Origin of the sequence: Salipiger sp. CCB-MM3 (assembly GCF_001687105.1) — a bacterium.
Lineage (GTDB): Bacteria > Pseudomonadota > Alphaproteobacteria > Rhodobacterales > Rhodobacteraceae > Salipiger.
In genome coordinates this window covers 792,906-805,610 of sequence record NZ_CP014596.1, presented here as the reverse complement: position 1 = coordinate 805,610, position 12,705 = coordinate 792,906, and the positions used below count along the sequence as shown (strand labels likewise).

Below are 12,705 nucleotides of genomic sequence, written 5' to 3'. Positions count from 1 at the left end.
TGTGCAGAAAGCTCATTCCGCCGCCTCTTGTGGCACCCGGTCATGCCGGTGGTCGTGGTGATGGGTGTAGAGGGCCAAGGCACCGCCCGTGCCCTCGCCAAAGAGCGCGCGATATTCGGGGGCCGAGGCGACATGCTGCGGCGCACCCTGGCAGCAAACATGACCATTGAGGCAGATGACACGGTCGCTGGCGCTCATCACAACGTGCAGGTCGTGGCTGACCATCAGAACGCCGCAGCCGCGGCTCTGCCGGACCTCTTCGATCTGGCGGTAGAAAGCCGCGACGCCCGGCTGGTCGAGCCCTTGTGTGGCCTCGTCCAGCACCAGCAGATTGGGCTCGGCCAGCAGCGCACGGGCCAGCATCACCCGCTGCAACTGTCCGCCCGATAGAGCACTGATCTGCCGCCCCGACAGCCCCGCGACCCCGGCCTCGGCCAGCGCCTGCTCGATCTGCCCGGCGCTTACCTTGCGGCGCAACCCCAGCAGCCGGGCGACGGTCATCGGCAGCGTCGGGTCGAGGGCGAGGCGCTGCGGCACATAGCCAATGCGCAGCCCCGGCGCGGTGGTGATCCGGCCGTCGCTCGGCGCAAGCGAGCCGATCAGCAGGCGCAGCAGGGTCGATTTGCCCGAGCCGTTCGGCCCGACGATGGTGACGATCTCGCCCGCCGTCATCTGCATCGAAACATTGGAAAGGATCCGGCTTTCCCCCAGACGCAGGCCGACGCCGGTAAATTCGAAGAGACTCATTGCCTGGCCTCAGCCTCGATGCAGGCCGGGCAGACCCCGATGGCTTCGACAACCGTCTGCTCGATCCGGAACCCGGCATCGCGCGCGGCCGCGCCGAGCAGCCCCTTGGAAGGCGCCGAGGTCGCCTCGGCCACCGAGTCGCACACCCGGCAGATCATGAAGGCGGGAAAATGGGTCTCGCAGGGATGCGCGCAGGCGACATAGGCATTCAGCCGCTCGACCCGATGCGCAAAGCCATGGGTCACCAGAAAATCGAGCGCCCGGTAGGCCACCGGCGGCTGCGATCCCCGGCCCTCGCGTTTTAGCCGGTCCAAGATCTCATAGGCACCGAGCGCCTTGTGCTCATCCAAAAGGATTTCGAGCACCCGACGCCGGGCCGCCGTGAACTGAAGACGCTTGTCCGCGCAGTAGCTCTCTGCGGCGGCCACCCGCTCTGCAACGCAGGCATCATGATCATGCTCGGTGAACCCGACGGCTCTCATCTCGCTCTCCAAATTATGCGTCTTGCAATGTAATAACATTACATCTACGAGTCCAGCGCATGTTACAACATAACGTGGAGTTTCTCATGTCCAGAAAACTGATCCTCGGCACCGTGTCCGCCCTCGGTCTCGCCAGCGCCGCTGCCGCAGAGGTGCCCTCGGTTGCCGCGGATATCCCCCCTGTCCACTCTCTCGTGTCGATTGTGATGGATGGGGTCGGCACGCCCGACCTTCTGGTACAGCCCGGCGCGTCTCCGCATGGCTATTCGCTGCGTCCCTCCGAGGCCGAAGCCCTCGAGCGGGCCGATGCGGTGTTCTGGATCGGCGAGGGGCTGGAACCTTGGCTGAAAGGCTCGATCGACGCTCTAGCCGAGGATGCCCATGTGGTCGAACTGGCGGAAACCGACGGCACCACCGAGCTGGAGTTCCGCGAAGGCGCGACCTTCGAGGCGCACAGCCATGATCACGGCGCGCACGAGGAACACGAGCACGAAGAGCACGATGAGCACGCGGGCGCTCACGATCACGATGACCATGACCATGACCATGACCATGACCATGAGGGTCACGACGACGATCATGACCACGAAGAAGCGCATGACCACGACGGGCACGATCATGAAAAGCACGCGCATGACGCGCATGGCCATGACCACCACGGCCACGACCCGCACGCATGGCTCGACCCTGAAAACGCGCGCGTCTGGCTCGACGTGATTGCAGCGGAACTGTCGGACCTGGATCCGGAAAACGCCGCCACCTACCGCGCGAATGCCGACGCCGGAAAGGCCGACATCGAGACGCTGATCGGCGAGATCTCGGCGCAGCTCGAGCCGGTGCGCGGCAAGAACTTCATCGTGTTCCACGACGCCTACCACTATTTCGAGAACCGTTTCGAATTCCCGGCAAGCGGCTCGATCTCGATCGGTGATGCATCGGACCCCAGCCCGGCCCGGATCGAGGAGATCCAGGATAAGGTGGCTGAGCTGGGCGTCACATGTGCTTTCACTGAACCGCAGTTCAATGGCGATCTTGTCGCCACCGTCTTCCGCGGCAGCGACGCAAAGACCGGCGTGATGGATCCGCTGGGCGCGGATCTGGAGCCGGGCAAGGACCTCTACCCGCAGCTTCTGCGCAACCTTGCAAGCAGCCTGACCGGCTGCCTCGGCTGACACCACCAAGGGGCGCCCGTGCCACGCGGCGCCCTTTCAAGCGCCACCATCACGCCAAAGAAAGACCGATGCTTGAATTCTCGCGCCGCACCTCTTGGGATGAAGGTCCGTTTAGCTAGACAAGGCACATCCAAGCGAAGGGCAAGTTCGGGCTGGCACCTTCCGAAGGCACTCGCAGCTAAAGCGCGGCCCCGCGAAGGCAAGTCTGGGCTCGGTACGGCCTTGCAGCGGCGCAGAACAAAGCTCGGCCCTGGTCCGCTCCGAATGTCGGCTTCCAGCTTTGTTGGGCTATCAGATTGTCGCCGCAGTGAACGTCCAGAACCCGCCTATTCCGTTGAAAACTCGCCTTGCCTGAAGGGCTGACCGCTGCCTCAATCTGGTTGCTGCGAGACGCCGAGGTTCGCAAACCATCCTTCGAGCTGGCAGTTGATCTACCAGGGCTTGGGGCGTGTGCCTCGAGCACGGGACCGCGCCTGACGTGTCGAACGGCGGTGTGACCAAAATCGCATTTTCTGATATCTTTCGCAATCTTCTAGGCCATTGTCCCATCGCCCCCATGATAGGTATACGAAAAGCCATGGCGCCGAATGGTCTTGACTCGGGCAGATGATGCACACCCCTTGTCCCCATGAGCCCAAGATCCCGACGCCCCGCCAGCCTGTCCCTTGCCCGCCAACCGCAGCGTCAAAAGGGCCGAGAACGGTTTGAACACATCTTGCTCGCCACGGAGCAGCTGCTCGAAACCTTGCTTGGGACTGAAATCACCTTGGCCATGATCGCCGAACGCGCCGGGGTGCCGCTGACGTCAGTCTACCACTTCTTCCCCAACCGCAACGCAGTCTTCATCGAACTGGCGCGGCACTACCACGATGCGCTCGGGCAGCTGACACATCAGCCACTGACAACGCTGCCGACGACTTGGCAGAACTACCTTCTCGCCCGCCACGCCGAGGGGCGCGACTATCTCAACAAACATCCAGCCGCGCTGCGGCTCTTCATGGGTGCGGGCGTGAGCGTCGAGGTCCGCACACTTGACCTGAACGGCAATACGGCGCTCGCTGAAGTGCGCGCCCAACAGCTGCGGCACCACTTCGACTGCCGCGGTCTCGACGACCTGGCTGAGTGGCTCGCGATCGCCTTTGGATTGATCGACGGAATTTGGGCAATCTCCTATGCCAACCACGGGCGGATCAGCGACTACTACCTCGAGGAGTCTTGGCATGCAGCGGTCGCCTACCTCCGGCGTTTCATGCCGGAGACCCTGAAGATGAAAAATTTCGACCAGCATCAGCATAATGGAATGATCTTCGATTAACTTCCACATCAGACTGGCAGAGAGTTCCGCATGTGCCGCATATTAAGGCAGGGAACGGCTCACCAAAAGGGCGGGACCTCCATATTTAACAACATTATATTAACTACTTATGAACTTTTCAGCCTTCGACTCTTCAGGGCGAGGAGTCTGGCAACGCCCACAGGCTACTGACCATCAATAGCCGTTGAGAGCCGAAAATATTCGACCTAACGTCGCAGGGATAAACGACACTTCCCTAACGACAGGTGACCCGATGAGGAGTTCAGCCGAGGACCGTGCTCTGCGTGAGCGCGCCGAGAAAGTCATTCCCGGAGGCATGTATGGGCACCTCTCCGCCCGCATGATGCCCGAAGGCTTCCCTCAGTTCTTTGCCGGCGGCAAAGGCACGCGCCTGACCGACGTGGACGGCAATATCTACATCGACTTCATGTGCGCCTACGGGCCGAATCTGCTGGGATATCGAGACCCGCAGGTCGAGGCCGCCGTAGCTGCGCAGCTTGCCCTTGGCGACACGCTTACCGGCCCCGGCCCCGCCATGGTCGAACTCGCCGAGGCGATGGTCTCGATGGTCTCCCATGCAGACTGGGCGATGTTCTGCAAGAACGGCGGTGACGCCACGATGATGGCCCTGATGACCGCCCGCGCCTACCGCGGAAAGCGCAAGGTGCTGGTCGCCAGGAATGCCTACCACGGGGCCATGCCCTGGAACACGCCGAAGCCCGCCGGCGTGCTGGCCGAGGATCGCGCGCATGTCATCTACTATGACTATAACGACGCGCAGGCTCTTGAGGATGCCGTGAAGCAGGCCGATGGCGACCTCGCAGGCATCTTCGCCTCACCCTTCCGGCACGACACTTTCGCACGCCAGGCCCCCGTCGATCCCGAGTACGCCCGTGCCGCACGACGCCTCGCAGATGACTACGACGCGCTGCTGATCGTGGACGACGTCCGCGCCGGTCTGCGAGTCGCTCGCGACTGCTCGTGGTCCGAGGTTGGCGTACAGCCCGACCTGTCATCCTGGGGCAAGGTGCTCGGCAACGGCCAGCCGATCTCGGCCTTGATGGGCAACGACCGGGCACGCGAGGCCTCGGCAAAGCTCTACGTTACCGGTTCTTTCTGGTATTCGGCCGTGCCCATGGTCGCTGCCCTGGAGACTCTGCGGATCGTCCGCGAAACCGACTATCTTGAGCGGATGCAGCACGTCGGCACCCTCTTCCGCGACGGTCTGCAAGCGCAATCCGCCGCTGCCGGAATGCCACTGACCCTGACCGGGCCAGTTACCATGCCGATCCTGATGTTCGACGAGGATCCCGACTTCCGGCTGGGCTATGCCTTCTGCCGCGAAGCCATGTTGCGGGGCATCTACCTCAGTCCGTTCCACAACATGTTCATGAATGCCGCCATGACGCCGGCGGACATCGCTGAAGTGCTGTCGGCCACCGCCGATAGTTTCGAGGCACTCAAGACCAACCGAGACAGCATCACCCCCGCGCCCGCCGTTCTGGCGCTGATGGGTGACTGATCGCGGATCGCGACAACAACAGGGAAATACCTCATGAAGAAACTGACCCGTTCGGGCCTTACGGCCCTCCTTCTGTCGGCCTCCGCGCTGACCACGCCCCCGGCACTGGCGCAGGACAGCGATACGCTGGTCATCGCCCGCGCAATGGACGTGAACTCACTCGATCCGGCGCGTGCCTTCTGTGACACCTGCCAGTTCTACCTGACCGCCGTCTACGAGACCCTGATCACGCTCGACGCGGACAATGAGACGCTGAAGCCCAACCTGGCCGAGAGCTGGGAGATCAATGACGACTTCACCGAGTTCACCTTCACCCTGAAGGATGCGGTCTTTTCCGACGGCTCGCCGGTCGAGGCCAAGGACGTGGTCTGGACGCTGGAACGCCTGAAGAACCTCAAGGGCTCGCCTTCCTTCCTGTTTGCGGACATCACTTCCGCTGAGGCGATTGACGCGAAGACCGTTAAGATCACCACCGCTGCCCCGAACGCCGAATTCGTCAACAAGGTCTCGGCTCCCTACGCCGGCATCGTGAACGCGGACCTGGCCATGGAGAACGGCGCGCTGGCCGACGAGAGCGCCGCCACGGACGACAAGGCCGAGCCCTGGTTCCTGGCCCATTCCGCTGGCTCCGGGCCCTACACGCTCGACAGCTACTCCCCCGAGAACGAACTGCGCTTCGCCCGCAACGACGCATACTATGGCGACGCCCCTGCATTTTCAGAGATCGTCGTGACGCAGATCTCTGACAGCGTCAGCCAGGCCCAGGCTCTCGAGACCGGCCAGGTCGACATTGCAATGCAGGTGGACCCCGATACCGCGGCCTCAATTCGCTCGGACGAGGTCGTGACCGAGATCGTCCCCTCCTACAACTTCCTCTACGTGGGCTTCATCCCCGGCTCCGAGGGCTACGCCGACGTGCTGACCAAGGATGTTCGTCAGGCCCTCGCACTGGCCGTCGACTATGACGCGATGCTGGAATTCACCGTTGGCGGCAATGGCGCGCAGCAGCCCGCACCCATCCCCAACGGCTTCCCCGGCACCGAGGCGCTTGAGCCGCGGGAGTACAACCCCGAGAAAGCAAAGGAGATGCTGGAAGCCGCCGGCGTCAGCGACCTGAAGCTGGTCGCAGGCTACCCCAACGACAACATCTACGGGGTCGACTTCAACATCATGATGCAGAAGCTGCAGCAGGACTTCGCCGCCGTAGGCGTTGAACTGGAGCTGCAGCCGCTGACCTGGAGCGTCTGGCGCGATGGCTACGGCTCGGGTGAATGGCCGGTGACGGCGGTCTACTACGCGCCTGACTACTACGGCTCGGGCCAGTATGTCGCCTACTTTGGCATGATCGACGGTGTGCCGTGGCTCGACACCGCCGCCGTGGATCAGAAGGAACTGCTGGAAAACACTACCGAGCAGACTCTCTACGCTGAAGCGCTGCAGGCTTCGGGTGAGGAGGCGGCAGCCAAATACACCGCGATTGGTGAGCAGATGCAGGACGAAACTGTGATCCTGCCTCTGGTGTCGCCGAACCTCGTGCTCGCCTACCGCGACGACATCGAGGGGGTCCGCTACTCGGCCTGCTGCAACCTGCCGCTGGCAGAAATCTCCCGGAAGTAAGATCATGCTCGCCTATGTCCTCAGACGGCTCATCGCGATCCCGTTCCTCCTGCTGGGTGTGGCGAGCGTGTCATTCTTCCTCTCGCAAATGACCAAGGGCGACCCGCTGGCCGCCCTTGTTCCCGAGAAGATGATGAACGACGCCGAGGTGGTCGCAGCGGTAAAGGCCGAATGGGGCCTCGATCAGCCGCTTCCCGTGCGATACGTCACCTACCTTGGCAACCTGCTGCACGGCGATATGGGGACCTCCTTCTCCACCCGCCGCCCCGTGGCGGTAGACATCGCAGAGCGTCTGCCCGCGACGCTGGAGTTGGTGATCGCTGCAATGATTCTGGGCACCGCGCTCGGCATCGGCCTCGGGCTTCTCTCTGCCCGCTTTCGCGGCAGCGTGACCGACGGGGCTTCCCGTATTTTTGCTCTGATCGGGTCATCTCTGCCGATTTTCTGGTCCGGCCTCATTCTGCTCTTCGTGCTCTCGGTGCAGTTCCAGCTGGTGCCGGGCACCGGCCGCCTGCCCGCCCGGGTTGATCCGCCACCGCATGTGAGCGGCTTCTATACTCTCGACAGTCTGCTGGCCGGCGACTGGGCCCTCTTCGGACAGAGCCTCGCGCACCTCGCGCTCCCCGCCTTCGTGCTGGGGTGGTCGGTGACCGGCATCGTTGCGCGCCTGGTACGCTCCTCGCTTATCGAGGGCTTGGGCCAAGATTACGCCCGCACCGCGCGCGCCAAGGGCGCGCCCGAGCGAGTGGTCCTGATCAACCACGCCCTGCGCAATGCCATGATCCCGCTGCTCACCATCCTCGGTTTCACCTTCGCCTACCTGATCACCGGCGCCGTGCTGACCGAGACGATCTTCGCCTGGCCAGGCATCGGCAGCTACGCCGTCCGAGCGGCCGGTAGCCTCGATTATCCCGCCATTGGCGGTGTCACGATTGTCGGCTCCATCGCCTTCCTGCTGGCCAACTTGGCGACCGACATCGCCTACGCCTGGGCGAACCCCCGAATGAAGGTTTCCTGATGAGCGACGCCTCCCTCCCTCGCCCCGTCTCCACGCGCCGCCCTTTGCGATCCCGGCTCTCAGTCCTGAGGATGCGCGGCCTACCACTGACTGCCAAGATCGGCGCGCTGATCCTGTTGTTCTGGCTCGTCGCCGCCGTCACTGTGCAGTTCTGGCCGTTGGCCGATCCGCTCATGATGGTCGCACGTCGCCTGCAGCCCCCTTCGGCCGAGCACTGGCTAGGCACCGACGCCCTTGGCCGCGATGTTCTGTCACGCACACTGCACGGCGCCGCCTGGTCGGTACCCATTGCGATCCTCGTGGTGGCCTGCGCCGTGGCGATCGGCTCGTTCTTTGGTGCCCTGGCCGGCTTCTACGGCGGTTGGACCGACAGCATCATCATGCGGATGGTCGACGTGACTGTCTCCTTCCCCCCGATCCTGCTGGCCATGGCCGTGGCCGCAATGCTTGGCCCCGGACTGGGCAACGCCTCCATCGCGATGGTCATCGTCTGGTGGCCGATCTATGCCCGTCTGATGCGCGCCCAGGTCATGGAGGTCCGGGAGCGCGAGCACGTCGAAGCCGCCATCGCCGGGGGCGCGCCGCCGTTGCGGGTCCTGCGAGTCCACGTTCTACCGCTATGCTGGACACCCACGCTGATCAACGCGACCATGGATTTCGGCCAGGTCGTCCTTCTGGCGGCGTCGCTCTCCTTCATCGGCCTCGGCGCAACGCCGCCCAGCCCGGAATGGGGTAGCATGATCTCTGAGGGCGCGGCGAAATTCTACAATTGGTGGATCGCCGCCGGCCCCGGTGCTGCGATTCTAACCGTGGTGCTGGCCACCGCCTTTTTGGGCGATGGGCTGCGCGACATGATGGACCGGAGAAGCCAATGACCGCTCCCCTCCTTGATCTTTCGGACTTACGTGTCCGCTTCCGCAACGCTCGGGGCGAAGAAGCCGAGGCCCTGCGCGGCGTCGACTTGCGGCTCGAACCCGGAAAGGTGCTGGGCCTTGTGGGCGAGAGTGGCTCGGGCAAATCCGTGACGATCATGGCCTGCCTGCAGCTGCTCCCCGGCTCCGCCCGCGTCTCCGGCAGCGCTCGGTTCAAGGGCGAACAACTGGTCGGCATCTCTCCCCGCCGCCTCAATCGCATCCGCGGTAAGGCCATTGGCTGCATCTTCCAGGACCCTCTTTCGGCTTTCAACCCGGTGTTGCCGCTGGGCGCACAGATCGTCGAGGCGATCCGGCTGCATGACCGAACCATCTCTCGGCGCGCGGCCCTGAAAGAAGTCGAGCGGCTCTTCGAGCTCGTCGCTATCCCGCAGGCCTCGAAACGGGTCCACCAGTACCCGCACGAATTCTCCGGCGGGATGCGCCAGCGTGCCATGATCGCCATGGCGCTAGCCAACAAGCCGGAACTGCTGATTGCCGACGAGCCCACCACCGCGCTTGACGTGACCGTGCAAGCACAGATCCTGGACCTGCTGTCGGACCTGCGGCGCGAGTTGGGTATCGGCATGCTGCTGATCACCCACGATCTTGGCGTTGTGGCGGGCATGGCAGACGAGGTCGCGGTCATGTACTCAGGTCGCGTGGTGGAACAGGCAGAAACAGACCCGCTATTCTACGGCACGCGCCACCCTTACACCGCCGGTCTGATCGATGCCGTTCCACGCCTCGACAGCACCGGGCCGCTGCGCCAGATCGAGGGAACTCCGCCGTCGATCTTCTCCCGCCCGCCTGGCTGCGCCTTCGCGCCGCGCTGCGGCCGCGCCGGCCCCCGCTGCCATGCCAGCGACCCCGCTCTTGAGCGGCATGGTCCCACGCGCATGGCCTGTCATCATCCCGTCCCGCTGTCCAAGGAGGCCGCCGAATGACCGAGCCCGCCCTCTCCGTTACCGATCTGGTGAAGGAATTCCCGGTGCGCACCGGCCTGTTGAGGCGCGCCGGTTCAACGGTCAAGGCCGTCTCGGGCGTTAGCTTCGACATCGCCCCAGGCGAGACCTTCGGCCTGGTGGGCGAATCCGGCTGCGGGAAGTCGACGCTCGGTCGCTGCATCCTGCGGCTGATCGAGCCCAGCTCCGGCAAAGTCCAGCTGGGACAGACAGACGTGACCGCTGCCGATGAGACGCGTCTGCGGCAATTGCGGCGCGAGATGCAGATCGTGTTTCAGGACCCGCTCGCCTCGTTGCATCCGCGCATGACCATCGGTCAAATTCTGGCCGAGGGCATGCGGCTTCTCGAGCTGCCGAAATCCGAGATCCGGACGCAGGTGAATCGGCTCATCGACATGGTCCGCCTGCCCGCCGACACCGTCGGACGTCTGCCCCACGAGCTGTCGGGGGGGCAGCGTCAGCGGATCGGCATTGCCCGCGCGCTGTCGCTGAACCCAAAGCTGATCGTTCTGGACGAGCCCGTGTCGGCGCTTGATGTCTCGATCCAGGCCGGTGTGCTAAACCTGCTCGACGAGCTGCAGAAAGACATTGGCTGCGCCTATCTATTCATTGCGCATGACCTTGGCGTGGTGAAGCACATCTCGCGTCGCGTCGCGGTGATGTATCTCGGCCGGATCGTCGAGCTTGCTCCGGTCACTACGCTCTTCGCCTCGCCCCAGCACCCCTACACGCAGTCGCTGATATCGGCCATTCCGCGGCCCGATCCGCGCGCCGAGCGCGCCCGCCAGCGCATCGTACTAAAGGGCGATCTTCCGTCGCCCATGAACCCGCCGTCAGGCTGCGCCTTCCACCCTCGCTGCCCACGCGCCACCGAGCTGTGCCGGACCACCCGCCCAGACCTCGCTGCATCCGGCGCGGGCGGCGACGTGGCCTGCCACCATCCCGGGGCGGACAGCATCGCCCCTTCAGCGCTGCGCGCCTGACCAGACCGGACTTTCCCATGACCCTTGCCTGCGGCATCATTGCCGACGACTTCACCGGCGCCATGCTGGTCGCCGCCTATTGCGAGACCGCCGGCGTCGCCTGCCCGGTCTATTTCACCGCCGAAGCGCTGGCCGATGCGCCCGATAGCCCGCTTGCGGTGCTGGCCGCCCGGACCCGGCTAGCCCCCCCGGACCAGGCACGCAGCGACATCGCGGTCGCGATTGCTGCGATGCGCGACGCCGGTGCCGAAGCCCTGGTCTACAAGGCCTGCGGCACGTTCGATTCCACTGAAGAAGGCAATATCGGCATCGCCGCCGACCTCCTGCGTGCCGAGATGGATCAGGATCTCATCCTGCTCAGTGCCGGATTTCCCGACTACGGCGTGACGGTGCATCAGGGGCACATGTTCCTCGGCGCGCGGCCGATCAATGAGAGCGACAAGCGCCACGACCCCGTCACCCCCATGCCCGACGCCAATCTCGTGCGGTTTCTCGGCGCCCAGGTGGGACGTGAGGTCGGGCTGATCTCGCACCTGGAAATGATCAAAGGCAAGCCCTTGGCCCAGGCCGCGCTTGATACCCGGCGGGCCGAGGGACATGCACATGTGCTTTGCGATCTCTGCGACGATGCCGATCTGGCGATGAGCCTTGCGCTTGCTGAAAGCGATCGGGCGGTGGTGGCCAGCGATCCGTTGACCGTGGCTTTTGCATTGGATCGCGCCCGACACAGCGGCGCCACCCTGCCCCCACCCGACCACGCTGGTGGGCCGGCCGCGCTCTTCGTCGGCTCGGTCGGACCCGTGGCCGGCGCGCAAATTGCAGCCTTCGAGACGCGCCATCCAGTACTGCGCCTCGATCTGACAGAGAATATCACAGAGCAGGCATTGATCGAAAGAGCCGCTGAATGGGCCGCTGCCCGCGTCGCGCAGGGCCCCTTCGGGATCACCACATGGGCGGATGCAGCGCAGGTCGCGCGCAGCCAGGCTGCTTACGGCCGTCTTGGCGCGGCGCGCCGCGCTGAACGGATTCTCGCTGAGATCGCGCAGCGTTGTCACGAAATCGGTATCCGCCGGTTCCTCGTAGGCGGCGGCGAGACCTCGGGAGCTATCGTCACCGCCTTGGGCCTGACAAAAGTGCGGGCCTTGCCGCTGGGCGCATTGCGCGGCGGGCTCTGCGTCGCGGAAGGTCCCGACCCGATCTCTCTCTACCTCAAGTCCGGCAAGCTTGGAGACTCCGAAGTCTTTCTCTCGGCGCTCGAGATCATGGCGCCTGCTCGTATTCCGGAGACCACCCGATGACTGAAACGATCCGCACCGCCCTGCTAGAGTACAGCCGCGCATCTGTTGCACGAGGGCTCACCGGCGGCACATCAGGGAACATCAGTCAGCGCCACGGCACCGGCATGATGGTCACGCCCTCGGGGATCGCACCCGAGCGGATGACCTCCGGGCAGATGGTCGAGATGGCCTTCGATGGCACTCACGACAGCCCTTGCGCGCCAACATCGGAATGGGCGCTGCATGCGGCAATCTATCAAAGCCGGCCCGAGGTGGGGGCAATCGTTCATGCCCATCCCCGACATTGCACCGCGCTGTCCGCTCTGCGACGCCCGATCCCCGCCTTCCACTACCTCGTGGGTGGCTTGGGCGGATTCGAGGTGCCCTGTGCTAGTTATGCGACCTTCGGCACACCCGAAATGGCACAGGCGGTGATCACGGCAATCGCACCCGGGTTCCACGGGTGCCTGATGGCCAATCATGGCATGGTCGCGTTCGGCCGCGACCTGCCGCAGGCCTTTGGCCGGGCCTTACTGATGGAAACGCTGGCTGAGCAGTATCTTTTGGCGCTGTCATCCGGCCTGGCACCCGTGCTGCTCTCGCCAGAAGAAATGGCGGACGTTGCCGCTCAGGCAGTGCGTCTCAACTATGGCTCACAAAGTTGATAGCAATTCGGGCTCAAAGGCCGCGGGATAC

General features: G+C 64.2%; 12 protein-coding genes. 10 read left to right on the top strand and 2 right to left on the bottom strand.

Annotation, left to right across the window (positions count from 1 at the left end; translation table 11 throughout):
- Nucleotides 1-12: 12 nt before the first annotated feature.
- Complete coding sequence (locus tag AYJ57_RS17440; protein ID WP_066108936.1) at nt 13-747, bottom strand: metal ABC transporter ATP-binding protein; 735 nt, start codon at nt 745-747, stop codon at nt 13-15.
- The gene (locus tag AYJ57_RS17435; RefSeq protein WP_066110432.1) at nt 744-1,229 is read right to left on the bottom strand and encodes a transcriptional repressor; all 486 of its coding nucleotides are present in this window, start codon (nt 1,227-1,229) and stop codon (nt 744-746) included. Before AYJ57_RS17435 ends, AYJ57_RS17440 begins: the two co-directional genes overlap by 4 nt.
- A gap of 86 nt (nt 1,230-1,315) precedes the next feature.
- Between AYJ57_RS17435 and AYJ57_RS17430 the strand changes: the two genes are divergently transcribed.
- The 10 genes from AYJ57_RS17430 to AYJ57_RS17385 all read left to right on the top strand — a co-directional run bounded on the left by AYJ57_RS17430 (nt 1,316) and on the right by AYJ57_RS17385 (nt 12,674).
- Complete coding sequence (locus tag AYJ57_RS17430; protein ID WP_066108933.1) at nt 1,316-2,401, top strand: zinc ABC transporter substrate-binding protein; 1,086 nt, start codon at nt 1,316-1,318, stop codon at nt 2,399-2,401.
- Between the two features lie 715 nt (nt 2,402-3,116).
- Nucleotides 3,117-3,716 carry a TetR/AcrR family transcriptional regulator gene (locus AYJ57_RS17425; protein ID WP_066108930.1) on the top strand — a complete coding sequence of 200 codons (600 nt, stop codon included), beginning with the start codon at nt 3,117-3,119 and terminating at the stop codon, nt 3,714-3,716.
- A gap of 253 nt (nt 3,717-3,969) precedes the next feature.
- Entirely contained in the window at nt 3,970-5,238 is a 1,269-nt protein-coding gene (locus AYJ57_RS17420) for an aminotransferase class III-fold pyridoxal phosphate-dependent enzyme (protein ID WP_066108927.1), read from the top strand.
- Between the two features lie 33 nt (nt 5,239-5,271).
- Entirely contained in the window at nt 5,272-6,855 is a 1,584-nt protein-coding gene (locus AYJ57_RS17415) for an ABC transporter substrate-binding protein (protein ID WP_066108925.1), read from the top strand.
- Between the two features lie 4 nt (nt 6,856-6,859).
- The gene (locus tag AYJ57_RS17410; RefSeq protein ID WP_066108922.1) at nt 6,860-7,873 is read left to right on the top strand and encodes an ABC transporter permease; all 1,014 of its coding nucleotides are present in this window, start codon (nt 6,860-6,862) and stop codon (nt 7,871-7,873) included.
- Entirely contained in the window at nt 7,873-8,748 is an 876-nt protein-coding gene (locus AYJ57_RS17405) for an ABC transporter permease (protein ID WP_083191334.1), read from the top strand. Before AYJ57_RS17410 ends, AYJ57_RS17405 begins: the two co-directional genes overlap by 1 nt.
- Nucleotides 8,745-9,731: an ABC transporter ATP-binding protein gene (locus tag AYJ57_RS17400; RefSeq protein ID WP_066108913.1), complete on the top strand. Its 987-nt coding sequence runs from the start codon at nt 8,745-8,747 to the stop codon at nt 9,729-9,731. The genes AYJ57_RS17405 and AYJ57_RS17400 overlap by 4 nt, the downstream gene beginning before the upstream one ends.
- A complete protein-coding gene (locus AYJ57_RS17395; protein WP_066108909.1) occupies nt 9,728-10,732 on the top strand; it encodes an ABC transporter ATP-binding protein in 1,005 nt (334 codons plus the stop codon). The genes AYJ57_RS17400 and AYJ57_RS17395 overlap by 4 nt, the downstream gene beginning before the upstream one ends.
- A gap of 17 nt (nt 10,733-10,749) precedes the next feature.
- Complete coding sequence (locus AYJ57_RS17390; RefSeq protein WP_066108906.1) at nt 10,750-12,030, top strand: four-carbon acid sugar kinase family protein; 1,281 nt, start codon at nt 10,750-10,752, stop codon at nt 12,028-12,030.
- Nucleotides 12,027-12,674 carry a class II aldolase/adducin family protein gene (locus AYJ57_RS17385; RefSeq protein WP_066108902.1) on the top strand — a complete coding sequence of 216 codons (648 nt, stop codon included), beginning with the start codon at nt 12,027-12,029 and terminating at the stop codon, nt 12,672-12,674. The genes AYJ57_RS17390 and AYJ57_RS17385 overlap by 4 nt, the downstream gene beginning before the upstream one ends.
- Nucleotides 12,675-12,705: the final 31 nt, after the last annotated feature.

Excerpts from the sequence above, each read along its gene's own strand:
- AYJ57_RS17420 (WP_066108927.1), top strand. The coding sequence starts at position 3,970 with ATGAGGAGTTCAGCCGAGGACCGTGCTCTGCGTGAGCGCGCCGAGAAA.
- AYJ57_RS17395 (WP_066108909.1), top strand. The coding sequence starts at position 9,728 with ATGACCGAGCCCGCCCTCTCCGTTACCGATCTGGTGAAGGAATTCCCG.
- AYJ57_RS17410 (WP_066108922.1), top strand. The coding sequence starts at position 6,860 with ATGCTCGCCTATGTCCTCAGACGGCTCATCGCGATCCCGTTCCTCCTG.
- AYJ57_RS17435 (WP_066110432.1), bottom strand. The coding sequence starts at position 1,229 with ATGAGAGCCGTCGGGTTCACCGAGCATGATCATGATGCCTGCGTTGCA.
- AYJ57_RS17390 (WP_066108906.1), top strand. The coding sequence starts at position 10,750 with ATGACCCTTGCCTGCGGCATCATTGCCGACGACTTCACCGGCGCCATG.
- AYJ57_RS17405 (WP_083191334.1), top strand. The coding sequence starts at position 7,873 with ATGAGCGACGCCTCCCTCCCTCGCCCCGTCTCCACGCGCCGCCCTTTG.
- AYJ57_RS17430 (WP_066108933.1), top strand. The coding sequence starts at position 1,316 with ATGTCCAGAAAACTGATCCTCGGCACCGTGTCCGCCCTCGGTCTCGCC.
- AYJ57_RS17440 (WP_066108936.1), bottom strand. The coding sequence starts at position 747 with ATGAGTCTCTTCGAATTTACCGGCGTCGGCCTGCGTCTGGGGGAAAGC.
- AYJ57_RS17415 (WP_066108925.1), top strand. The coding sequence starts at position 5,272 with ATGAAGAAACTGACCCGTTCGGGCCTTACGGCCCTCCTTCTGTCGGCC.
- AYJ57_RS17400 (WP_066108913.1), top strand. The coding sequence starts at position 8,745 with ATGACCGCTCCCCTCCTTGATCTTTCGGACTTACGTGTCCGCTTCCGC.
- AYJ57_RS17385 (WP_066108902.1), top strand. The coding sequence starts at position 12,027 with ATGACTGAAACGATCCGCACCGCCCTGCTAGAGTACAGCCGCGCATCT.